The sequence below is a fragment of the Paraburkholderia tropica genome (assembly GCF_914484835.1).
GTDB classification, from domain to species: Bacteria; Pseudomonadota; Gammaproteobacteria; order Burkholderiales; family Burkholderiaceae; genus Paraburkholderia; species Paraburkholderia tropica_A.
Window position 1 is genome coordinate 438 of record NZ_CAJZAR010000051.1, and the last position, 21,349, is coordinate 21,786.

The window sequence follows — 21,349 nt, forward strand, 5'->3', positions numbered from 1 at the left end:
AGCGTGCTCTTGCCCGCGCCCGACGGGCCGCGCACGAGCCAGCGCGAACCCGGCTTGATGGCGATGTCGCGCACTTCCGAGAGCGGCTGGCCGTTGGGCAGCGCGAGCTTGAGGTGTCCGGTGCTCAACTCGCCCGCATCGACGTAATGCAGATTGATGCCGCCGTGCTCGGTGGCCGGCGAGACGGTTTCCTTCAGACGCGGCGAATGCACCACGCGCGAGAATTCGCGCAGACGATTCACGGTAGCGCGCCATTCGACGAGGCTCGCGTAACTGTTGATGAACCACGAGAAGCAGTCGCTGACGGTGCCGAAGGCCTGCGAGATCTGCATCAGCACGCCGAACGTGAAGGCGCCCGCGAAGTAGCGCGGCGAGGCCACGACGATCGGGAAAATGATCGCGATCTGGCCGTAGAAACTCAGCACGAAGGTGAGGCGCTTCGTGTACTTCATCACGCGCCACCAGTTTTCGCGGATGTGCTCGAAGAGGCCCTGCGCATTGTCGCGCTCGGTTTTCATGCCGTCGTAGAGCGCGATCTGCTCGGCGTTTTCGCGCAGGCGGATGAGGCCGAAGCGGAAGTCCGCTTCCACCTTCTGTTGCTGATAGTTGATCGACACGAGCGGATGGCCGACCTTCTGGATCACGACCGAGCCGAACACGGCGTAGAGCGCGGCGGCCCAGACCATGTAGCCGGGAATCGTGATGGGCGTTGCGCCGAGCGAGAAGGTGAGCGCGCCCGCGATCGACCACAGGATCGTGATGAACGAGACCAGCGTGACGATCGTCGAGAGCAGATCGAGCGTCAGCGAGAGCGTGGTGGTGGCGAACGATTGCAGGTCGTCGCTGATACGCTGGTCGGGGTTGTCGGCGAGACGGTCGCGCTCGATGCGGTAGAACGCGCCCTGTTCGAGCCATTCGTTCATGAAGCGCGTCGTGAGCCACTGGCGCCAGCGGAAGCCGAGCATCTGGCGCAGATACCGCCCATATACCGCGAGAATGATGAAGCCGAACGCGAGTGCCGTGAAGATCATCAGCAGATGCGGGAACTGCTTGACGTCCTTGTTTTGCAGGGCGTTGTAGAAGTCCGCGTTCCAGCTGTTCAGGCGCACGTTGATCCACACGACGGCGAGATTCATCGCGATGATCGCGACGAGCAGGCCCAATGCGATCCAGCGTTCCTCGGAGACCCAATAGGGCTTGATGAGGCTCCAGGCCGTGATCTTGTGATGCTCGTTCTGATCCGGCGTGGCGCGGGGAGTGGGGTTGGTCATGAGCGTCCTGATGTTGTGCCCTGATGGCGGTTGCCTGGCGATTCTGTCGCGAGCCGCTTAAGTGAGTCTTAATGCCACGCGGGTCCCATTCTCTCACCGCCCGCGCACGGCAGGGCGGCTTCCGGGAGATCGGGGCATTGTGCCAGAGCGCCGCTTGCACGCCCCGCTCCGAAGGGCCAGGACAGCACGGAAACGATGAGGAAAACGCATGAATGCGCGCGTGCCGGCGCACAGGAATTGACCCATGAAAAACCGTGATAAATCGCCCGCAATGCAGCATTTGAAGCACCCAAACCGGCCTGCTGGGCGGTTTGCGGCGCGCGCGTCTTTTGTGGTCTAATGACCGCTGACGAAACAGGGGTGCTTCACCGGTATGCCGGGCATGCCGCAGTGAGGCTGAGAGAGACCCTTCGCACCCGATCCGGGTAATACCGGCGCGGGAAGTTTCCGGAAAGTCTTGCTGGCGCTGTTTTTATGGGTCCGTTCCTCCGGTTCGGGCGCGGGCGTCCAGATTCCCGCCGGGCAACGTGTGCAGCGCAGCTTCCATTTCGCGCGCATCGTTTGCACGGCCGGCCTTGCCAGCCGGTTTCGTCCTTGGGTACGCATGCTTCTTGCCGTACGGAAAGGATACGATGACCGCACCTTCTTCATCTCAAACAGTTCGTTCCCCGATTACGGCGACTTCGCCGCTTGCTTCGGTGTCCTCTGCCGTGGCCGATTTCGCCGTCGTCGGCGGCGGCCTGTGCGGACGTCTCGTCGCGTGGCGTCTCGCGGGCGCCGGGCATCGCGTGGCGCTCTACGAGCGCGGCGGCCCCGAAGGCGGGGAAGCCGCGGCCTGGGTCGCGGCGGCCATGCTCGCGCCGCTCGCGGAAGCCGCCGTCGCCGAACTGCTGATCACCGAACTGGGCGTCGAATCGCTCGACACCTGGCCGCGCATTCTCGCCGAGCTGCCCGAGCCCGTGTTCTTCCAGCGCAACGGCACGCTCGTGGTCTGGCATCACGCCGACCGCACCGAAGCGCCGCTGTTCGAGCGCCGCGTGCGCGCCAACGCGCCGCGCGCGCTCGCCGACGCGCATTTCATGACGCTCCAGGGCGCGCAGCTCGACGCCGCCGAACCGGCGCTCGCCGGGCGTTTCGCGCGCGGCTGGCTGCTCGACGGCGAAGGCCAGCTCGACAACCGCCAGGCGCTGGCCGCGCTTGCTGCGGGCCTCGCGCAGCGCGGCGTGCAAACCCACTGGAATACGACCGTCGATGATGCGAATCCGCCGCCCGCGCGCGTGACGATCGACTGCCGCGGACTCGGCGCCAAGCCCGTGATGCCCGCGCTGCGCGGCATCCGCGGCGAGGTCGCGCGCGTGCACGCGCCGGGCATCGGCCTGACGCGTCCGGTGCGGCTGCTGCATCCGCGCTATCCGCTCTATATCGCGCCGAAGCAGAACGACGTGTACGTGATCGGCGCGACCGAGATCGAAGGCGAGGACCGCTCGCCGGTGAGCGTGCGCTCGGCGCTCGAACTGCTGAGCGCGGCCTTCGCCGTGCATCCGGCGTTCGGCGAGGCGCGCATTCTCGAACTCAATTCGCAGTGCCGCCCGACCTTGCCCGACCATCGTCCCGCGCTCTACTGGGACGGCGAGAACACGTTGCGCGTGAACGGCCTGTATCGCCACGGTTTCATGATCGCGCCCGCCGTCGCCGACGAAGCGGTGCGCGTGGCCGAAGCGCTGCTGGCCGGACGCATTCAGGACGCCGATGGATTCGAGGCGCTGCGCGGCGAATCGCGCTGGGCGTCGATGCTGCACGACCGCCGCGCCGAAGTCGCGCAGCACGCGCACGAACCGGCCTGAGCCGCGCGCGGGCCACGCACACGAACACGCCGCACAGAACCACGAAGGCGCGCCGCTTGCGCCGCGCCTGAATCAAACGTAGTCAGACGAATCGTTATGGACATTCAGATCAATCAGAAGCCGCTCACGCTCCCCGAGGGCGCGACCGTCGCCGACGCGCTGGTCGCGTTCGGCGCGCGTCCGCCGTTCGCCGTCGCTGTGAATGGCGATTTCGTGGCGCGCGCCCAGCATGGCGCGCGCGCGCTGTCGGCGGGCGACCGCCTCGACGTCGTGAGCCCGGTGGCCGGCGGCTGATCCGCCGATCCGCGCGCCTGCGAAGGCCCGCGAACGCCACCGCCGCCCACGCTACCCGACAAGGATTCCTGTCATGACCACCCAATCAACCGCCGACGCGCTCACGCTCTACGGCGAAACTTTCCAGAGCCGCGTGCTGCTCGGCACGTCGCGCTATCCGTCGCTGCAATCGCTGTCCGATTCGATGGCGGCCGCGCGCCCCGGCATGATCACCGTCGCGCTGCGCCGCCAGATGAACGAAGGCGGCGCGGAAGCCGGTTTCTTCGATCTGCTCAAGCGCCACGGCGTGCCGCTGCTGCCGAACACGGCGGGCTGCCTCACCGTCAACGAAGCCGTCACCACGGCGCACATGGCGCGCGAGGTGTTCGACACCGACTGGATCAAGCTCGAACTGATCGGCGACGACTACACGCTCCAGCCCGATCCGGTCGGCCTGATCGAAGCCGCCGCGCGGCTCGTGAAGGACGGCTTCAAGGTGCTGCCGTACTGCACCGAAGACCTCGTGATCGGCCGCCGTCTGCTCGACGCGGGCTGCGAGGCGCTGATGCCGTGGGGCGCGCCGATCGGCACCGGCAAGGGCGTCATCAATCCGTACGGCCTGCGCGTGCTGCGCGAGCGTCTGCCCGACGTGCCGCTGATCGTCGATGCGGGCCTCGGCCTGCCGTCGCACGCGGCGCAAGTGATGGAGTGGGGCTTCGACGGCGTGCTGCTGAACACGGCGGTCGCGCAGGCGACGCATCCCGATGCGATGGCGCGCGCGTTCGCGCTGGGCGTGGAGGCGGGCCGCAGCGCGTATCTCGCCGGACCGATGGCCGAGCGCGAAGCCGCCGTCGCGAGCACGCCGGTCGTCGGCATGCCGTTCTGGCACCAGGATGGAGGCAAGTAATGAGTGAAACGTTGCATTTTCAGGACCGTGAACTGTTCTGGCCGCCCGCCGACGCGCTGACCGCGACGGCGGAGCGCATCCGTGCGCGTCTGGGCGACTGGGCGGCGACGCAGGCGCCGTGGCGCATCTGCCTGACGCCGCCCGACGCGCCCAACGGCGGCGATCTGATCGTCGTGACCCACGCCGCGCCGCATCTCGCGAACATCGCGCGCTGGATGACGGAAGGCGCGGGCGTGATCGAAGCCGCCGGCGACGATCCGCAGCAGGCGCGCGTGACGCTGCATCTGGGCGGCGAGCGCTACGCGCTCGAAGGCGCGCTGGCCGAGGACTGGATTCCGGCGCTGGCGGCGTTCCTCGACTGCGGTTTCGATCCGCACGACGCGCTCGTGCTCGCGCTCGCCTGGCGTGATGGCGACGAGCAGAACGCCGACGCCTGGCCGGTCGACATCGCGCGCTTCCCGCGCGTGCTCGGCCTGCCCGACGCGCCCGCGCAGCCGTTCGCGCCGTGCCCGGCGCGGCTCGGCCTGTATCCCGTGCTGCCGACGGCCGACTGGGTCGAGCGCGTGCTCGACTACGGCGCGACGACCGTGCAGCTGCGCAGCAAGCAGCCCGAATCGCCGGAACTCACGCGCGAGATCGAGCGCTGCGTCGCGACGGGCCGCAAGCACGATGCACAATTGTTCATCAACGATCACTGGCAGGCCGCGCTCGCTGCGGGCGCCTACGGCGTGCATTTGGGGCAGGAAGATCTGCGCGAAGCCGACCTGAACGCGATCGCGGCATCGGGCACGCGGCTCGGTCTCTCGACGCACGGCTATTTCGAGATGCTGACGGCGCTGCACTTCCGCCCGAGCTACATCGCCTGCGGCGCGGTGTTCGCCACCACGACCAAGCAGATGCCGACCGCGCCGCAAGGTCTCAAGCGTCTCGCGCGCTATGTCCAGCTGCTCGACGGCGTGGTGCCGATGGTCGCGATCGGCGGCATCGACGCCGCTGCCTTGCCCGCCGTCCTCGCCACCGGCGCCCCGTGTGCGGCCGTCGTGCGCGCCGTCACGGAAGCCGCAGATCCGGCTGCCGCCGTTGCTGCATTGCGCAACGCGTTTACGCAATAATGGTCCGCCTCGTTGCCGGTCGCGCCCCTGTTGCGTGACCGGCGCGAGGAGCGAGCAGCGGGGCCTTTCACGGCCTTTCCGCCTGCATCAAGCGGCTTGGGCGCATCACGGCAGCAATTCCACGATGGCCCTATAATCCCGCCTTCGTGTAAATGGACTGTCAGCCACGTGCCCCCAAACTCTGAGACCCTTCTGGAGCTGCGCGACGTCGACTTCGGTTACGGCGATCGGCTCGTCCTGTCCGGGCTGAACATGCGCTTCGGGCGCGGCCAGGTCATCGCGGTCATGGGCGGCTCCGGCGGCGGCAAGACCACGGTGCTGCGCCTGATCGGCGGCCTCGTGCGCGCACAGCGCGGCCAGGTGCTGTTTCACGGTCAGGACGTCGGCGCGCAAACGCGCGACGGCCTCTACGCCCTGCGCCGCAAGATGGGCATGCTGTTCCAGTTCGGCGCGCTGTTTACCGACATGTCAGTGTTCGATAACGTCGCGTTCGCCCTGCGCGAGCACACCGACCTGCCCGAAGAACTGATCCGCGACCTCGTGCTCATGAAGCTCAACGCCGTGGGCCTGCGCGGTGCGCGCGACCTCGCGCCGTCGGAAATCTCGGGCGGCATGGCGCGCCGCGTCGCGCTCGCGCGCGCCATCGCGCTCGACCCCGAACTCATGATGTACGACGAGCCCTTTGCAGGACTCGACCCCATTTCTCTCGGCATCACCGCGAACCTCATCCGCACGCTCAACGACGCGCTCGGCGCGACGTCGATCCTCGTCACGCACGACGTGCCCGAGTCGTTCGCGATCGCCGACTACGTGTATTTCCTCGCGAACGGCAAGGTGCAGGCGCAGGGTACGCCCGACGAGCTGCGCGCCTCGACCGATCCGATCGTGCGCCAGTTCATCGACGGCGCGCCGGACGGTCCGTTCCGTTTTCACTACCCGACGAACGTGCCGCTCGGCGCGGACTTCGGCATTGGCGGAGACCGCTCATGACCGGCGCCATCAGTTCGGTCGGCCGCGCGGTGCTCGAGAGCATCACGCGCGCGGGCCATGCCACGTGTTTTTTCGTGCGCCTCGTGCTGGAATTCTTTCCGCTGCTGCGCCGTCCGCGTCTTGTCACGAAGCAGATCCACTTCGTCGGTAATTATTCGCTGCTGATCATTGCGGTGTCGGGCCTGTTCGTCGGCTTCGTGCTCGGCTTGCAGGGCTATTACACGCTCAATCGCTACGGTTCGGAGCAGGCGCTCGGTTTGCTGGTCGCGCTTTCGCTCGTGCGCGAGCTCGGTCCGGTGGTTACGGCGCTGCTGTTCGCGGGCCGCGCGGGCACCTCGCTCACGGCTGAAATCGGTCTGATGAAAGCGGGCGAGCAGCTCACGGCCATGGAAATGATGGCGGTGGACCCGGTGCGCATCGTGGTGGCGCCGCGCATGTGGGCGGGCGTGATCGCCATGCCCATTCTGGCGGCCATCTTCAGCGCGGTCGGCATTCTGGGCGGTTACGTGGTGGGCGTGCTGCTGATCGGCGTCGATTCGGGCGCGTTCTGGTCGCAGATGCAGGGCGGCGTCGATGTCTGGACCGACGTCGGCAACGGCGTCATCAAGAGCATCGTGTTCGGATTCGCCGTGACCTTTACCGCGCTGTATCAGGGTTACGAGGCGAAACCCACGCCCGAAGGCGTGTCGCGCGCGACCACCAAGACGGTGGTGTACGCGTCGCTCGCGGTGCTCGGCCTCGACTTCCTGCTCACCGCGCTGATGTTCAGCTAAAGCAAAGCGCTCCGGCGTCTCGCGCACCGAAAGAATCGGGCGCGGGCGGCGGGGCGGCGCGGCAGGCGCAGCGGCATTCCGGGTTTCCGGGCCGCGCGCCGCCGCAACGGATTCTCATTGGGATGACGATGAAAAAGACTGCTCTCGACTTCTGGGTCGGCCTGTTCGTGGTGCTGGGTTTCATTGCGCTGCTGTTTCTCGCGCTGAAGGCCGGGAACATGAGCTCGCTCTCGTTCCAGGCGACTTACCCCGTGAAGCTCAAGTTCGACAATATCGGCGGCCTCAAGCCGCGCGCGCCCGTCAAGAGCGCGGGCGTGACCGTGGGCCGGGTGGCGTCGATCGGCTTCGACTCGAACACGTACCAGGCGCTGGTCACGATCAATCTCGACCAGCAGTATCAGTTTCCGAAGGATTCGTCCGCGAAGATCCTGACCTCGGGTCTGCTCGGCGAGCAGTACATCGGACTCGAACCAGGCGGCGACACGGAAATGCTCAAGGCCGGCGACACCATCTCGATGACGCAGTCGGCCATCGTGCTCGAAAACCTGATCGGACAGTTCCTCTACAGCAAGGCTGCCGACTCGGGCGCGTCGAAATCGGGTAACAGTGGAAGTGGGGCCGCAAATGGTCCGGCAGGCGGGGATAGCGCCGCGCCGGTCCAGGCACCCGCGCCGGCAGCAGCCGGCTCGGGCGCGGCGGCGCAATAAGGAGAAAAACGATGATGACCACACGCATGCGCGCCGTTTCAATCGGTGTCGCGGCGCTCGCCCTCACGGCGTGCTCGACGGTGCAGACGCCGTCGAAGGACGATCCGTGGGAAGGCTTCAACCGCACCGTCTACACGTTCAACGACAAGGTCGACCAGTACGCGCTCAAGCCCGTCGCCAAGGGCTACGTGAAGATCACGCCGCAGCCCGTGCGTGACAGCGTGACGAACTTCTTCGCCAATATCGGCGACGTCTACAACGCGGCCAACAACCTGCTGCAGCTGAAGATCACCGACGGCGTCGAAGACATCATGCGGATCGTGATCAACACGGTCTTCGGTGTCGGCGGTCTGTTCGACGTGGCGACGCTCGCCAAGCTGCCCAAGCACAACCAGGACTTCGGCCTGACGCTCGGCCACTACGGCGTGCCCGCCGGTCCGTATATCGTGCTGCCGTTGTTCGGGCCGAGCACGGTGCGTGACGGCGTGGGCCTCGTGGGCAACTACTTCATCAATCCGCTCACCTATGTCGATCCGGCGGCGCTCTCGTGGGGCCTCTACGGCCTGAACGTGGTGAGCACGCGCGCGAATCTGCTGGGCGCGAGCGACCTGCTGGAAGGCGCGGCGATCGACAAGTACTCGTTCGTGCGCAACACCTACCTGCAGCGCCGCCGCTATCTGCTCTCGGACGGCCACGCGTCGTCGGATAGCAGCCTGCCCGATTACGGCGACACGCCGCCGCCGAACTACGAAGACGCCGACCAGGGCGCAGCCCCGGCAGCGGGCGCGTCGGGTGCCGCGGCGGCGGTGCCGGCGTCGGGCGCGGCACGTGCTGCTACGCCCACGGCGGCCAGCATGGCGCCAGCCGTACCGGAAGGCGCCTCGGCGGCGGTCGGCGCGCCGGCCACGCTGGAAGGACCGGCAGGCGCGGCGGCCGAACCGGCTTCGGCCGCTTCGCAAACCACCGTGCCGGGCGGCGATGTCGTGCCGCCGGCGCGCATCGGTTTCCCGAGCTTGCTGCGTCTGCGCTGAACGGCCGGACAAACGGCCGGACGAACCGCCGCGCAGGCGGCTCGCACCGGGCGGACGCCGGTTTTCCGGCGTCCGGGGCGCTCAGATCCGACGTAACAAGCTGAAACGCTTGTCGCAATTTCCTGGCACTCTTTGACTCAGTGCGATAGAACTCGCGTGCTATCGTTGGCTCGAATCTCAGGCGCGATTCGCGGCTCACCGCCCGACATCGCGCCTCCCCAACTTGCAGGACTCGCTATGAAAAAATTCTTGTTGTTCCCGATTTTCGCCATGTTTTTCGCGTTTGCCGGCACGGCGTCCGCGCAGACCGTCGACACCAGCAACCCCGACGCGATGGTCAAGACGATCACGCAGCAGGTCATGGACCAGATCAAGGGTGACAAGTCGATCCAGTCCGGCGACATCAGCAAGATCACGCAACTGGTCAACGAGAAGATCCTGCCGTACACCGACTTCCGCCGCACCACGCAGCTCGCAATGGGCCGCAACTGGCGCACGGCGACGCCGGAGCAGCAGCAACAGGTCATCGAACAGTTCAAGACGCTGCTGATCCGCACGTACTCGGGCGCGCTCGCCCAGGTCCGCGACCAGCAGATCGAATACAAGCCGTTCCGCGCGAACCCGGACGACACTGACGTCGTGGTCCGTTCGACCGTCATGAACAACGGCCAGCCGATCGAGCTCGACTACCGTCTCTACAAGACGGCGCAAGGCTGGCGCGTGTATGACATCAACGTGCTCGGCGCATGGCTGATCCAGGCGTACCAGCAGCAGTTCCAGGAAAAGATCCAGCAGGGCGGCGTGCAAGGTCTGATCACCTTCCTCACGCAGCGCAACCAGCAGCTGGCTTCGGGCAAGGCCGCTTCGTGAGCGAACGCTTCGCCACCGGCGCCACGCTGACCCACGAGAGCGCGAAGGCCGCGCTCTCGGCGGGTCTCGCGCAGATCGCGTCGGGCGCTACCGCCGTCGACTGCGCGTCGCTCACGCAGTTCGATTCGTCCGCGCTCGCCGTGCTGCTCGCCTGGCAGCGCGCTGCGACTCAACGCGGCGCCACGCTGAGCGTCGTCAATCTGCCCGCCGCGCTCGCGTCCCTCGCGCGCGCCTATGGCGTCGATTCGCTTCTCCACGAGCGACATTGACGCGCGACGGCGCCTCGCCGCCGTCGCGTCCTCTTCAAGTCAACGCCAGGCCCAGGCCGGGCTTTCCGACTTGGCCTATAATCAAATGTTTTTTGGGCGTTGCCCCGGCTCGATCGGGTAACGCAGACGGCGGGCAGCAGGCGGCCTGTGCCGTCCCCAATTCCGGTCTTCCCCGCAGCATTGATGCACTTACCGGCCGCGCCGTTTACCACGGGCGGCGTCTGAGTCATGCCAGCCATAGAAATCCGCAACGTCAAGAAGCGCTACAAAGAGCTTCAGGCGCTTAAAGGCGTCAGCTTCACGGTCGAAGAAGGCGAGTTCTTCGGGCTGCTCGGCCCGAACGGCGCGGGCAAGACGACGCTCATCAGCGCGCTTGCCGGCCTCGCGCGTGCCGACGAAGGCACCATCGAAGTCCGCGGCCACGACGTCGTCACCGATTACCGCAACGCGCGCCGCAATCTCGGCGTCGTGCCCCAGGAACTGGTGTTCGATCCGTTTTTCACGGTGCGCGAAACGCTGCGCATCCAGTCCGGCTACTTTGGTCTGCGCAATAACGACGCGTGGATCGACGAAGTCATGGCCAATCTCGACCTCACCGAGAAAGCCGACGTCAACATGCGCGCGCTGTCGGGCGGCATGAAGCGCCGCGTGCTGGTCGCGCAGGCGCTGGTGCACCGTCCGCCCGTGATCGTGCTCGACGAGCCCACGGCCGGCGTCGACGTCGAACTGCGCCAGACGCTCTGGAAGTTCATCGCGCGCCTGAACCGCGAAGGGCACACGATCGTGCTCACCACGCACTATCTGGAAGAAGCGGAAGAACTCTGCGACCGCATCGCCATGCTGCGACGCGGCGAGGTCGTGGCGCTCGAACGCACGAGCACGCTGCTGCAGCGCTTCGCGGGCACGCAGCTGTTCCTGCGCTTCTCGGAAGGCGCGCTGCCCACCGAACTGCGCGCGCTCGAAGTCGATACCTCGAATCTGCCGAACGGCGGCGGCAATCAACATCTGCTGCGCCTGAACAGCTACGACGAGGTGGAGCGCATCCTCTCGCTGTGCCGCGCGAACGGCTGCAAGCTCGAAGAAATGGAAGTGCGCAAGGCCGATCTCGAAGACGTCTTCGTGCAGGTGATGAACGGTCCGGAAGTGATCGAGGGGCTCGCATGAGCGGCTATAGTGGTTTCAGTACGCTGTTTTACAAGGAAGTGCTGCGGTTCTGGAAAGTCGCGTTCCAGACCGTGCTCGCGCCGGTCATCACCGCGCTGCTCTATCTGACGATCTTCGGCCACGCGCTGCGCGGCCATGTCGAGGTTTATCCGGGCGTCGAGTACACGAGCTTCCTGATTCCGGGCCTCGTGATGATGAGCGTGCTGCAGAACGCGTTCGCGAATTCGTCGTCGTCGCTGATCCAGTCGAAGATCACGGGCAATCTCGTATTCGTCTTATTGCCGCCGCTGGCCGCCTGGGAGATGTTTGGCGCCTACGTGCTCGCCTCGATCGTGCGCGGCCTCGCCGTCGGCGCGGGCGTGTTCGTCGTGACGATCTGGTTCATTCCGATGAGCTTCGCCGCGCCGCTCTACATCATCGCCTTCGCGGTGCTCGGCTCGGCGATTCTCGGCACGCTCGGCCTGATCGCCGGCATCTGGGCCGAGAAGTTCGACCAGCTCGCGGCGTTTCAGAACTTTCTCATCATGCCGCTCACGTTCCTTTCGGGCGTGTTCTATTCGACGCATACGCTGCCGCCGGTGTGGCGCGAGGTGTCGCGGCTCAACCCGTTCTTCTACATGATCGACGGCTTCCGCTACGGTTTCTTCGGCTTGTCCGACATTAACCCGCTCGTGAGCCTCGCGATCGTTTTCGTCTTTTTCGTGGTGCTGGCCACGCTCGCGATGCGTCTGCTCGCAAGCGGCTACAAGCTGCGCCACTAAGTGCAATTCAGGCAGGAGCCTTTCACCATGTTGTCTTCGGAACAGCTCAAGCAATACATCCTGGCCGGGCTCGCGTGCGAGCATCTGGAGGTCGAGGGCGACGACGGCACGCACTTTTCCGCGGTCGTCGTTTCGTCGGCCTTCGAAGGCAAGCGTCTGATCCAGCGCCATCAGCTCGTCTATGCGGCGCTCGGCGACCGCATGCGTGCGGAAATCCACGCGCTCAGCATGAAGACGCTCACGCCCGCCGAATGGCAGAACGCATAATCTGGAATCTCAGTGCGAATTACCCAGGATAAAGGCGCCGCAGCCAGCGGCGCCGTTCAACACGACGCAGCGCCGCAAGCCGGCCGCACCGATCAGGAAACCTCAGGCATGGACAAACTCGTCATCGTCGGCGGGCAGAAGCTCGCGGGGGAAGTCACCGTTTCCGGTGCGAAGAACGCCGCGCTGCCCATTCTCTGCGCCGGTCTGCTGAGCGCGGAACCCGTCCAGCTCGACAACGTGCCCGACCTTCAGGACGTGCGCACGACGCTCAAGCTGCTCAACCAGATGGGCGTGCGCACCGAACAGGACGGCGCGCGCGTGCAGCTCGACGCCTCGAACGTGAACAACCTCGTCGCGCCGTATGAGCTGGTCAAGACCATGCGCGCCTCGATCCTCGTGCTCGGGCCGCTCGTCGCGCGCTTCGGCGAGGCGAAGGTGTCGCTGCCGGGCGGCTGCGCGATCGGCGCGCGTCCGGTCGATCAGCACATCAAGGGCCTGCAGGCGATGGGCGCCGAGATCAGCATCGAGCACGGCTTCATCGAAGCGCGCGCGAAGCGCCTGAAGGGCGCGCGCATCGTGACCGACATGATCACGGTCACCGGCACGGAAAACCTGCTGATGGCCGCCGTGCTGGCCGATGGCGAGACCATCATCGAAAACGCCGCGCGCGAGCCGGAAGTGGGCGACCTCGCGCACCTGCTGGTGGCGATGGGCGCGAAGATCGAAGGCATCGGCACCGACCGCCTCGTGATTCAAGGCGTGGAGAAGCTCCACGGCGCGCAGCACACGGTCATTCCCGACCGCATCGAAGCGGGCACGTTCCTGTGCGCGGTCGCGGCCGCGGGCGGCGACGTCATGCTGCGCAACGTGCGTCCGCACACGCTCGACGCCGTCACGGACAAGCTGCGCGAAGCGGGCGTGACGATCGAAGAGGGCGACGACTGGATGCGCGTGCGCATGCAAGAACGCGCGCGCGCCGTGAATCTGCGCACCTCGGAATACCCGGCGTTCCCGACCGACATGCAGGCGCAGTTCATGGCGCTCAACACGATCGCCGACGGCACCTCGCAGGTCGTCGAAAACATCTTCGAAAACCGCTTCATGCACGTGCAGGAACTGAACCGCCTGGGCGCGCACATCACGATCGACGGCAAGACCGCGCTGATCGCGGGCGTCGAAAAGCTCTCGGGCGCGAAGGTCATGGCGACCGATCTGCGCGCGTCGGCGAGCCTCGTGATCGCGGGCCTGTGCGCCGAAGGCGAAACGCTGATCGACCGCATCTATCACCTCGACCGTGGCTACGACCGCATGGAAGCGAAGCTCACGAAGATCGGCGCGGACGTCAAGCGCATCAAGGGGAGCGAAGCATGAGCACGGTTGAATCCCGGCCGACGCCGGCCGCCGCCTCCAGCGCGCCGCTGACGCTCGCGCTCTCGAAGGGCCGCATCTTCGAAGAGACGATGCCGCTGCTGGCCGCCGCGGGCGTGCACGTGGCCGAAGACCCGGAAACCTCGCGCAAGCTGATTCTGCCGACCACCGATCCGAACCTGCGCGTGATCATCGTGCGCGCGACGGACGTGCCCACCTATGTCGAGTACGGCGCGGCCGACTTCGGCGTGGCGGGCAAGGACGTGCTCAACGAGCACGGCGGCGGCGGGCTCTATCAGCCGGTCGATCTCGACATCGCGCGCTGCCGTCTGTCGGTGGCCGTGAAAGCGGGCTTCGACTACGCGAACGCGGTGCGCCAGGGCGCGCGCCTGCGCGTCGCGACCAAGTACACCGAAGCGGCGCGTCAGCATTTCGCGGCCAAGGGCGTGCACGTCGACCTGATCAAGCTTTACGGCTCGATGGAACTGGCGCCGCTCGTCGGCCTCGCCGACGCGATCGTCGACCTGGTCAGCACCGGCGGCACGCTGCGCGCCAACAATCTGGCCGAAGTCGAGGAGATCATGCCGATCTCGTCGCGTCTCGTCGTCAATCAGGCGGCGCTCAAGCTCAAGCGCGCCGCACTGCGGCCGTTCCTCGACGCGTTCGAACGCGCGTCGCGCGGCGAGCAGGCCGCATAAGCAGTCCGCGCGCCGCGCGCCTCGTGTGAGGCGCCGCGCGCACAACCGATACGGATGGATACCAGCATGGCTATCACGATGCGCAAACTCGATTCCAGCGCCGAAGGTTTCAAGAAGGCGCTGCACGCGGTGCTCGCTTTCGAGGCGAGCGAGGACGAGGCCATCGAGCGCTCGGTGGCGCAAATCCTCGCCGACGTGAAGGCGCGCGGCGACGTCGCCGTGCTCGAGTACACGAACCGCTTCGACCGCCTGAACGCCACGAGCGTCGCGGCGCTCGAACTGCCGTTCAGCGAACTCGAAGCGGCGCTCGAAAGTCTCGAGCCGAAGCAGCGCGCGGCGCTCGAAGCGGCGGCGGCGCGCGTGCGCGGCTACCACGAGAAGCAGCGCATCGAGTGCGGCTCGCATAGCTGGCAGTACACCGAATCGGACGGCACCGTGCTGGGCCAGAAGGTCACGCCGCTCGACCGCGTCGGCCTGTACGTGCCGGGCGGCAAGGCGGCGTATCCGTCTTCGGTGCTGATGAACGCGATTCCCGCGCGCGTCGCGGGCGTGCGCGAGATCGTCATGGTCGTGCCCACGCCGGACGGCGTGAAGAACCCGCTCGTGCTGGCGGCGGCGCTGATCGCCGGCGTCGACCGCGTGTTCACGGTCGGCGGCGCGCAGGCCGTGGCCGCGCTCGCCTACGGCACGCAAACCATTCCGGCCGTCGACAAGATCTGCGGCCCGGGCAACGCGTATGTGGCGTCGGCCAAGCGCCGCGTGTTCGGCACCGTCGGCATCGACATGATCGCCGGTCCGTCGGAAATTCTCGTGATCTGCGACGGCACGACCGATCCGCGCTGGGTCGCGATGGATCTGTTCTCGCAGGCCGAGCACGACGAACTCGCGCAGTCGATCCTGCTGTGCCCGGACGAAAGCTTCATCAAGCGCGTGGAAGCCGCCATCAACGAGCTGCTGCCCACCATGCCGCGCGCGGAAGTGATCGCCACGTCGCTCACGAACCGCGGCGCGCTCGTGAAGGTGCGCGACATGTCCGAAGCCTGCGCGATCGCCAACGACATCGCGCCGGAACACCTGGAAATCTCGGCGCTGGAGCCGCAGAAGTGGGGCGCCGAAATCCGCCATGCGGGCGCGATCTTCCTCGGCCGCTACACGAGCGAAAGCCTCGGCGACTACTGCGCGGGCCCGAATCACGTGCTGCCTACGTCTCGTACCGCACGTTTCTCGTCGCCGCTGGGCGTCTATGATTTCATCAAGCGTTCGAGCCTGATCGAAGTCAGCGCGGAAGGCGCGCAGACGCTGGGCGAGATCGCCGCGGAACTGGCCTACGGCGAAGGGCTGCAAGCGCATGCGCGCAGCGCCGAATACCGCATGAAGCCAGTCTGATGACGCCGGCCTGATCCAGGGCCGGGCGGCGCCGTCGAGTCCGGTTCGCGGCGCCGCAGCGTGCCTTGCGCCGGGCTCGATGGTTGGAAATCCGAACTAACCGGCTGGACCATCGCCGCCGGCGATTCGATGAGATTCGACGAGATTCGCTGAAGTTTGCCGACGTTTGTCGACGTTTGCCGAACCGCCCGCCCGCGGCGGACACGAAAACAACGCGAGACCAACGCTAAACCAACGATAACCAGGACGGCCACGCAGCCTCGCGCTGCGAACGAGCCGTTCGTGCCGGCTTGCCGCCCCGGGCGCGCGAGTCTTCCGACATGACGACACCTCAAGATCTGATCCGCTCCGATGTGCTCGCAATGACGAGCTATCCGGTGCCCGACGCCTCCGGCTTCGTGAAGCTCGACGCGATGGAAAACCCGTTTGCGCTGCCCGCCGATCTGGCGGCGAAGCTCGGCGAACATCTCGCGGGCGTCGCGCTGAACCGTTATCCGGCGCCGCGTCCCGAGGCGCTGCTCGCGCGGCTCAAGAGCGCGCTGCGCGTGCCGTCCGAGTGCGACGTGCTGCTCGGCAACGGCTCGGACGAGATCATCAGCATGATCACGATGGCGTGCGCGAAGCCGGGCGCGAAGGTGCTCGCGCCGGTGCCGGGCTTCGTGATGTACGCGATGTCGGCGAAATTCGCGCAGCTGGAGTTCGTCGGCGTGCCGCTCAAGGCCGATTTCACGCTCGATACCGAGGCGATGCTCGCCGCGATCGCCGAGCACAAGCCGGCCGTGATCTGGCTCGCGTATCCGAACAATCCGACCGGCACGCTGTTCGACGACGCCGATATCGAGCGCGTGATCGCGGCCGCCGACGCCGCGGGCTCGCTCGTGGTGATCGACGAGGCGTATCAGCCGTTCGCGCAGGCGAGCTGGCTGCCGCGCGCGGGCGCGTTCTCGAACGTGGTCGTGATGCGCACGATGTCCAAGCTGGGCCTCGCGGGCATTCGTCTGGGCTATCTCGTGGGCCGCTCCGCGTGGCTCGACGAATTCGACAAGGTGCGCCCGCCGTACAACGTCAACGTGCTGACCCAGGCGACCACCGCGTTCCTGCTCGATCACCTCGACGTGCTCGACGCGCAGGCCGCGCAACTGCGCGCGGGACGGGCGCAACTGGCCGCCGAAGTGGCGAAATTGCCGGGCGCCGAAGTGTTCCCGAGCGCCGGCAATTTCCTGCTGGTGCGCGTGCCGGATGCCCACGCCGTGTTCGATACCCTGTTGACCGCGCGGGTTTTGATCAAAAACGTGAGTAAAATGCACCCATTGCTGGCGAATTGCGTGCGCCTGACCGTCGGGACCCCCGACGAAAACGCGCAGCTGGTCGCCGCCCTGAAGCTTGTGCTCAAGTGAATCGTCCCCACTGTTCACCGTATTCCGAAGCTCGCTTCGTTCTCTAAAAACCCTCCTGTACGGGCTGTTTGAAGGAAATTGCCATGCGCGTCGCGCAAGTCGTTCGCAACACCAGCGAAACGCAGATCAGCGTGAAAATCAATCTGGACGGCACCGGCGAGCAAAAGCTCAAGACCGGCGTGCCGTTTCTCGACCACATGCTCGACCAGATCGCACGACACGGTCTGATCGATCTCGAAGTCGAGGCGCATGGCGACACGCATATCGACGACCACCATACGGTCGAAGACGTCGGCATCACGCTGGGCCAGGCGGTCGCACAGGCGATCGGCGACAAGAAGGGCATCCGCCGCTACGGCCATGCCTACGTGCCGCTCGACGAGGCGCTCTCGCGCGTCGTGGTCGACTTCTCGGGCCGTCCGGGCCTGGAGTTCCACGTGCCGTTCACGCGCGCGCGCATCGGCACCTTCGACGTCGACCTGTCGATCGAGTTTTTCCGCGGCTTCGTCAATCACGCGGGCGTGACGCTGCACATCGACAACCTGCGCGGGCTGAACGCCCACCATCAGATGGAAACCGTGTTCAAGGCTTTCGGCCGCGCGCTGCGCCAGGCCGCCGAGTTCGACGAGCGCCAGGCCGGCAAGATTCCGTCGACCAAGGGCAGCCTGTAAGCGGTGCCGGGTGGCGCCGGCCGGCGCGATGCGCCAGCCGATGTGCCAACTAAAGTGCCAACTAAAGTGCCAACTAAAGGCGCGCCGCGGTGGCAAGGCGTACATTGACGGGTCTGAACGGTTGCGGCGGCTCGCGCGCCGCGCATGCGGCTTGCGGAACCACGAAGCCGACCGGGCAAAACCAGGCTTACCAGGCAACATCCGGGCACGAACAGGCAGCCGCCTGATCACGCCCAACATGGCCGACGCGGCCTGAATCGAGATGAAAACTTCAATTGCGATTGTGGATTATGGGATGGGCAACCTGCGTTCGGTCGCCCAGGCGCTGAAGCAGGCCGCGCCGGAAGCCGACGTGCAGATCGTCGAGCGTCCCGAAGCGATCCGCGCAGCCGACCGCGTCGTGCTGCCGGGCCAGGGCGCGATGCCCGACTGCATGCGCAGTCTCGCCGAGTCGGGCCTGCAGGACGCGGTGCTCGAAGCCGCGCGCAGCAAGCCGCTGATGGGCGTGTGCGTGGGCGAGCAGATGCTGTTCGACTGGAGCGCGGAAGGCGACACGAAGGGCCTCGGCCTGTTGCCGGGCAAGGTCGTGCGCTTCGATCTCGCGGGCCAGCTGCAGGACGACGGCTCGCGCTTCAAGGTGCCGCAGATGGGCTGGAACCGCGTGCGCCAGGCGCGCGCGCATGCGCTGTGGGACGGCGTGCCCGACGAAAGCTTTTTCTACTTCGTGCACAGCTACTACGTAGTGCCGGACGATGCGTCGCACACGGTTGGCGAAACCCCTTACGGCGCGGCCTTTACCTCGGCGGTGGCGCGGGATAACATTTTCGCCACCCAATTCCACCCGGAAAAGAGTGCGGCGGCGGGCTTGCGCGTCTATCGCAACTTCGTCGACTGGAACCCCTGATTTCGAACGCGGCGCGCTCCGGGGCGCGCCGGGGCCTGGCCCACGAGGCCGCCCCGTGTCGATCCCCGTTGGCAAGGCCACCGAAAGAGTTGTACTAAACTAGCGAAACGGCGTCGGATCGGGCCTTTTATCCACCGAAGCCGGCTGATTTCAACCTCATTCCCAGATATTCCCCGATTGCTATGCTGCTGATTCCGGCCATCGATCTCAAAGACGGTCACTGCGTACGCCTGAAACAAGGCGATATGGACCAGGCGACGATTTTCTCCGAGGAACCGGCGGCCATGGCCCGACATTGGGTCGAGCGCGGCGCGCGCCGTCTGCACCTCGTCGATCTGAACGGCGCGTTCGCCGGCAAGCCGAAGAACGAAGACGCTATTCGCGAAATCATCCGCGAAGTGGGTGACGCGATCCCCGTGCAGCTCGGCGGTGGCATCCGCGACCTCGACACCATCGAGCGCTATCTCGACGACGGCCTCTCCTACGTGATCATCGGCACCGCCGCGGTCAAGAACCCGGGCTTCCTCCAGGAAGCGTGCACGGCGTTCGGGGGCCACATCATCGTCGGCCTGGACGCCAAGGACGGCAAGGTCGCCACCGACGGCTGGAGCAAGCTCACGGGCCACGAAGTCGTGGATCTCGCGCGCAAGTTCGAGGACTACGGCGTCGAGTCGATCATCTACACCGACATCGGCCGCGACGGCATGCTGCAAGGCATCAACATCGAAGCCACGGTGCGCCTCGCGCGCGCGGTGAAGATTCCGGTGATCGCGAGCGGCGGCCTGTCGAATCTCGCCGACATCGACGCGCTCTGCGAAGTGGAAGACGAGGGCGTCGAAGGCGTGATCTGCGGCCGCGCGATCTACTCGGGCGACCTCGATTTCGCGGCGGCGCAAACGCGCGCGGACAGCCTGCGCGAATCGGACGACGCGTAAGCGTCGCCCCCACGGCCTCCGCGAGCGGAGGCCTTTTGCTTTTTGCCGATCGCGGCCCGAAAGCGGCCCAGGGCGGCGCCGCATCCGCCGCCGCGCCCGACGGACACTAACCTGGCATCACCGGCAAGATCATGGCTCTACCCAAACGCATCATCCCCTGTCTCGACGTGACGGCCGGACGGGTCGTCAAGGGTGTCAACTTCGTCGAACTGCGCGACGCGGGCGACCCCGTCGAAATCGCGCGCCGCTATGACGATCAGGGCGCCGACGAACTCACCTTCCTCGACATCACCGCCACTTCGGACGGGCGCGACCTGATCCTGCCGATCATCGAAGCGGTGGCGTCGCAGGTCTTCATTCCGCTGACGGTCGGCGGCGGCGTGCGCGCCGTGGCCGATGTGCGCCGCCTGCTCAACGCGGGCGCGGACAAGGTCGGCATGAACTCGTCGGCGGTCGCGAATCCGCAACTGGTGCGCGACTCGGCCGACAAGTACGGCTCGCAGTGCATCGTGGTCGCGATCGACGCCAAGCGCACCTCCGCGCCGGGCGAACCGGCGCGCTGGGAAGTGTTCACGCACGGCGGCCGCAAGGCCACCGGCATCGACGCCGTCGAATGGGCGCGCAAGATGGCCGAATTCGGCGCGGGCGAAATCCTGCTCACGAGCATGGACCGCGACGGCACCAAGAGCGGCTTCGACCTCGACCTCACGCGCGCCGTCTCCGACGCGGTGCCGGTGCCCGTGATCGCCTCGGGCGGCGTGGGCGGCCTGCAGGATCTGGCGGACGGCATCGTCAAGGGCCACGCCGACGCGGTGCTCGCAGCGAGCATCTTCCACTACGGCGAGCACACGGTCGGCGAGGCGAAGCGCTTCATGGCCGACCAGGGCATTTCGGTGAGGATGTAAGCCATGACGACCGCATCGATCGAACAAGCCGGCTGGCTCGACAAGATCAACTGGGACGCCAACGGCCTCGTGCCGGTGATCGCCCAGGAAGCCACCAGCGGCGACGTGCTGATGTTCGCGTGGATGAACCGCGAGGCGCTCGCCAAGACCGTCGAGCTGCGCCGCGCGGTGTACTTCTCGCGTTCGCGCCAGCGCCTGTGGTTCAAGGGCGAGGAATCGGGCCACGTGCAGCACGTGCGCGAGATTCGCCTCGACTGCGACGAAGACGTCGTGCTGCTCAAGATCGAGCAGGTGTCGGGCATCGCCTGCCACACGGGCCGCCACTCGTGCTTTTTCCAGCAATTCGAAGGCACCGTCGACGAGGGCCGCTGGGTCGCCGTCGATCCCGTGCTGAAAGACCCCGAGCACATCTACAAATGACGCAACTGAACACCAACGACACCTTGCTGCGCCTCGCGGCGGTGATCGACAGCCGCAAGGGCGGCGATCCCGATGCTTCCTACGTCGCGCGCCTGTTCCACAAGGGCGACGACGCGGTGCTCAAGAAGGTCGGCGAAGAGGCGACCGAAGTCGTGCTGGCCGCCAAGGACGTGCGCCAGGGCGGCGCGCCCAAGGCGCTGGTCGGCGAAATGGCCGATCTGTGGTTCCATTGCCTCGTGACGCTCTCGCATTTCGACCTGAGCCCCGCCGATGTGCTGGCGGAACTCGAACGCCGCGAAGGCCTTTCGGGTCTCGAAGAGAAGGCGCTGCGCAAGAGCCAGGAGCGCGAGGCGAACGGCGACTGACGGCAACTGACACGGGCCCGCGCGGGTCCGGGTCGCACTGGCGCGCATGCCGCCGGGCACA

The 21,349-nt window shown here is 66.5% G+C and carries 23 protein-coding genes, 1 pseudogene and 1 riboswitch; of the genes and pseudogenes, 23 read left to right on the forward strand and 1 reads right to left on the reverse strand.

Going from position 1 to position 21,349, the window contains the following annotated elements:
• Positions 1-1,271 (reverse strand): annotated as a pseudogene (locus LDO54_RS17595) (ABC transporter ATP-binding protein/permease); the annotation flags it as partial.
• 346 nt (positions 1,272-1,617) lie between these two features.
• A riboswitch (TPP riboswitch) is annotated at positions 1,618-1,731 on the forward strand.
• Positions 1,732-1,969: 238 nt separating this feature from the next.
• Here LDO54_RS17595 and LDO54_RS17600 point away from each other — a divergent pair.
• From LDO54_RS17600 to LDO54_RS17710, 23 genes are all read left to right on the forward strand, one after another.
• The gene (locus LDO54_RS17600) at positions 1,970-3,115 is read left to right on the forward strand and encodes an FAD-dependent oxidoreductase (RefSeq protein ID WP_436975613.1); all 1,146 of its coding nucleotides are present in this window, start codon (positions 1,970-1,972) and stop codon (positions 3,113-3,115) included.
• Between the two features lie 96 nt (positions 3,116-3,211).
• A complete protein-coding gene (thiS, locus tag LDO54_RS17605; RefSeq protein ID WP_065062715.1) occupies positions 3,212-3,409 on the forward strand; it encodes a sulfur carrier protein ThiS in 198 nt (65 codons plus the stop codon).
• A 73-nt stretch (positions 3,410-3,482) separates the two neighbouring features.
• Complete coding sequence (locus LDO54_RS17610; protein WP_224011972.1) at positions 3,483-4,295, forward strand: thiazole synthase; 813 nt, start codon at positions 3,483-3,485, stop codon at positions 4,293-4,295.
• Positions 4,295-5,407 (forward strand): thiamine phosphate synthase, encoded by a 1,113-nt coding sequence (gene thiE / locus LDO54_RS17615; protein ID WP_224011973.1) that lies wholly within the window; start codon positions 4,295-4,297, stop codon positions 5,405-5,407. The genes LDO54_RS17610 and thiE overlap by 1 nt, the downstream gene beginning before the upstream one ends.
• Positions 5,408-5,575: 168 nt before the next feature.
• The gene (locus LDO54_RS17620) at positions 5,576-6,397 is read left to right on the forward strand and encodes an ABC transporter ATP-binding protein (protein ID WP_224011974.1); all 822 of its coding nucleotides are present in this window, start codon (positions 5,576-5,578) and stop codon (positions 6,395-6,397) included.
• On the forward strand, positions 6,394-7,170 hold the full coding sequence (gene mlaE / locus LDO54_RS17625; RefSeq protein WP_224011975.1) for a lipid asymmetry maintenance ABC transporter permease subunit MlaE: 777 nt from the start codon (positions 6,394-6,396) through the stop codon (positions 7,168-7,170). The genes LDO54_RS17620 and mlaE overlap by 4 nt, the downstream gene beginning before the upstream one ends.
• A 128-nt stretch (positions 7,171-7,298) precedes the next feature.
• Positions 7,299-7,877, forward strand: coding sequence for an outer membrane lipid asymmetry maintenance protein MlaD (gene mlaD, locus LDO54_RS17630; protein ID WP_065062821.1), 579 nt, complete (start codon positions 7,299-7,301; stop codon positions 7,875-7,877).
• An 11-nt stretch (positions 7,878-7,888) separates the two neighbouring features.
• Positions 7,889-8,908, forward strand: a complete 1,020-nt coding sequence (locus LDO54_RS17635; protein ID WP_224011976.1) for an MlaA family lipoprotein — start codon at positions 7,889-7,891, stop codon at positions 8,906-8,908.
• A gap of 237 nt (positions 8,909-9,145) precedes the next feature.
• A complete protein-coding gene (locus LDO54_RS17640) occupies positions 9,146-9,778 on the forward strand; it encodes an MlaC/ttg2D family ABC transporter substrate-binding protein (RefSeq protein WP_224011977.1) in 633 nt (210 codons plus the stop codon).
• Positions 9,775-10,047: an STAS domain-containing protein gene (locus LDO54_RS17645; RefSeq protein WP_224011978.1), complete on the forward strand. Its 273-nt coding sequence runs from the start codon at positions 9,775-9,777 to the stop codon at positions 10,045-10,047. The genes LDO54_RS17640 and LDO54_RS17645 overlap by 4 nt, the downstream gene beginning before the upstream one ends.
• 228 nt (positions 10,048-10,275) lie before the next feature.
• Entirely contained in the window at positions 10,276-11,211 is a 936-nt protein-coding gene (locus tag LDO54_RS17650; protein WP_224011979.1) for an ABC transporter ATP-binding protein, read from the forward strand.
• Positions 11,208-11,972 (forward strand): ABC transporter permease, encoded by a 765-nt coding sequence (locus tag LDO54_RS17655; protein WP_224011980.1) that lies wholly within the window; start codon positions 11,208-11,210, stop codon positions 11,970-11,972. The genes LDO54_RS17650 and LDO54_RS17655 overlap by 4 nt, the downstream gene beginning before the upstream one ends.
• 27 nt (positions 11,973-11,999) lie before the next feature.
• Entirely contained in the window at positions 12,000-12,239 is a 240-nt protein-coding gene (locus LDO54_RS17660) for a BolA family protein (RefSeq protein WP_065062699.1), read from the forward strand.
• Between the two features lie 108 nt (positions 12,240-12,347).
• The gene (murA, locus tag LDO54_RS17665; protein ID WP_224011981.1) at positions 12,348-13,610 is read left to right on the forward strand and encodes a UDP-N-acetylglucosamine 1-carboxyvinyltransferase; all 1,263 of its coding nucleotides are present in this window, start codon (positions 12,348-12,350) and stop codon (positions 13,608-13,610) included.
• Entirely contained in the window at positions 13,607-14,305 is a 699-nt protein-coding gene (hisG, locus tag LDO54_RS17670) for an ATP phosphoribosyltransferase (RefSeq protein ID WP_065062697.1), read from the forward strand. Before murA ends, hisG begins: the two co-directional genes overlap by 4 nt.
• 66 nt (positions 14,306-14,371) lie before the next feature.
• Positions 14,372-15,691, forward strand: a complete 1,320-nt coding sequence (hisD, locus tag LDO54_RS17675) for a histidinol dehydrogenase (RefSeq protein ID WP_224011982.1) — start codon at positions 14,372-14,374, stop codon at positions 15,689-15,691.
• Between the two features lie 320 nt (positions 15,692-16,011).
• Positions 16,012-17,088, forward strand: coding sequence for a histidinol-phosphate transaminase (gene hisC, locus LDO54_RS17680; protein WP_224011983.1), 1,077 nt, complete (start codon positions 16,012-16,014; stop codon positions 17,086-17,088).
• A gap of 83 nt (positions 17,089-17,171) precedes the next feature.
• Positions 17,172-17,759, forward strand: a complete 588-nt coding sequence (gene hisB / locus LDO54_RS17685; protein ID WP_224011984.1) for an imidazoleglycerol-phosphate dehydratase HisB — start codon at positions 17,172-17,174, stop codon at positions 17,757-17,759.
• A gap of 262 nt (positions 17,760-18,021) precedes the next feature.
• Positions 18,022-18,663 (forward strand): imidazole glycerol phosphate synthase subunit HisH, encoded by a 642-nt coding sequence (gene hisH / locus LDO54_RS17690; protein ID WP_224011985.1) that lies wholly within the window; start codon positions 18,022-18,024, stop codon positions 18,661-18,663.
• 182 nt (positions 18,664-18,845) lie between these two features.
• Positions 18,846-19,598 (forward strand): 1-(5-phosphoribosyl)-5-[(5-phosphoribosylamino)methylideneamino]imidazole-4-carboxamide isomerase, encoded by a 753-nt coding sequence (hisA, locus tag LDO54_RS17695; RefSeq protein WP_224011986.1) that lies wholly within the window; start codon positions 18,846-18,848, stop codon positions 19,596-19,598.
• 131 nt (positions 19,599-19,729) lie between these two features.
• Positions 19,730-20,503: an imidazole glycerol phosphate synthase subunit HisF gene (gene hisF, locus LDO54_RS17700; RefSeq protein WP_224011987.1), complete on the forward strand. Its 774-nt coding sequence runs from the start codon at positions 19,730-19,732 to the stop codon at positions 20,501-20,503.
• A 3-nt stretch (positions 20,504-20,506) separates the two neighbouring features.
• Entirely contained in the window at positions 20,507-20,923 is a 417-nt protein-coding gene (hisI, locus tag LDO54_RS17705) for a phosphoribosyl-AMP cyclohydrolase (protein ID WP_224011988.1), read from the forward strand.
• Positions 20,920-21,288: a phosphoribosyl-ATP diphosphatase gene (locus LDO54_RS17710; protein WP_065062687.1), complete on the forward strand. Its 369-nt coding sequence runs from the start codon at positions 20,920-20,922 to the stop codon at positions 21,286-21,288. The genes hisI and LDO54_RS17710 overlap by 4 nt, the downstream gene beginning before the upstream one ends.
• Positions 21,289-21,349: the final 61 nt, after the last annotated feature.

Coding starts and splice junctions, on each gene's coding strand:
- thiS (WP_065062715.1), top strand. CDS start 3,212: ATGGACATTCAGATCAATCAGAAGCCGCTCACGCTCCCCGAGGGCGCG.
- LDO54_RS17610 (WP_224011972.1), top strand. CDS start 3,483: ATGACCACCCAATCAACCGCCGACGCGCTCACGCTCTACGGCGAAACT.
- thiE (WP_224011973.1), top strand. CDS start 4,295: ATGAGTGAAACGTTGCATTTTCAGGACCGTGAACTGTTCTGGCCGCCC.
- mlaE (WP_224011975.1), top strand. CDS start 6,394: ATGACCGGCGCCATCAGTTCGGTCGGCCGCGCGGTGCTCGAGAGCATC.
- mlaD (WP_065062821.1), top strand. CDS start 7,299: ATGAAAAAGACTGCTCTCGACTTCTGGGTCGGCCTGTTCGTGGTGCTG.
- LDO54_RS17635 (WP_224011976.1), top strand. CDS start 7,889: ATGATGACCACACGCATGCGCGCCGTTTCAATCGGTGTCGCGGCGCTC.
- LDO54_RS17640 (WP_224011977.1), top strand. CDS start 9,146: ATGAAAAAATTCTTGTTGTTCCCGATTTTCGCCATGTTTTTCGCGTTT.
- LDO54_RS17650 (WP_224011979.1), top strand. CDS start 10,276: ATGCCAGCCATAGAAATCCGCAACGTCAAGAAGCGCTACAAAGAGCTT.
- LDO54_RS17655 (WP_224011980.1), top strand. CDS start 11,208: ATGAGCGGCTATAGTGGTTTCAGTACGCTGTTTTACAAGGAAGTGCTG.
- LDO54_RS17660 (WP_065062699.1), top strand. CDS start 12,000: ATGTTGTCTTCGGAACAGCTCAAGCAATACATCCTGGCCGGGCTCGCG.
- murA (WP_224011981.1), top strand. CDS start 12,348: ATGGACAAACTCGTCATCGTCGGCGGGCAGAAGCTCGCGGGGGAAGTC.
- hisG (WP_065062697.1), top strand. CDS start 13,607: ATGAGCACGGTTGAATCCCGGCCGACGCCGGCCGCCGCCTCCAGCGCG.
- hisD (WP_224011982.1), top strand. CDS start 14,372: ATGGCTATCACGATGCGCAAACTCGATTCCAGCGCCGAAGGTTTCAAG.
- hisC (WP_224011983.1), top strand. CDS start 16,012: ATGACGACACCTCAAGATCTGATCCGCTCCGATGTGCTCGCAATGACG.
- hisB (WP_224011984.1), top strand. CDS start 17,172: ATGCGCGTCGCGCAAGTCGTTCGCAACACCAGCGAAACGCAGATCAGC.
- hisH (WP_224011985.1), top strand. CDS start 18,022: ATGAAAACTTCAATTGCGATTGTGGATTATGGGATGGGCAACCTGCGT.
- hisA (WP_224011986.1), top strand. CDS start 18,846: ATGCTGCTGATTCCGGCCATCGATCTCAAAGACGGTCACTGCGTACGC.
- hisF (WP_224011987.1), top strand. CDS start 19,730: ATGGCTCTACCCAAACGCATCATCCCCTGTCTCGACGTGACGGCCGGA.
- hisI (WP_224011988.1), top strand. CDS start 20,507: ATGACGACCGCATCGATCGAACAAGCCGGCTGGCTCGACAAGATCAAC.
- LDO54_RS17710 (WP_065062687.1), top strand. CDS start 20,920: ATGACGCAACTGAACACCAACGACACCTTGCTGCGCCTCGCGGCGGTG.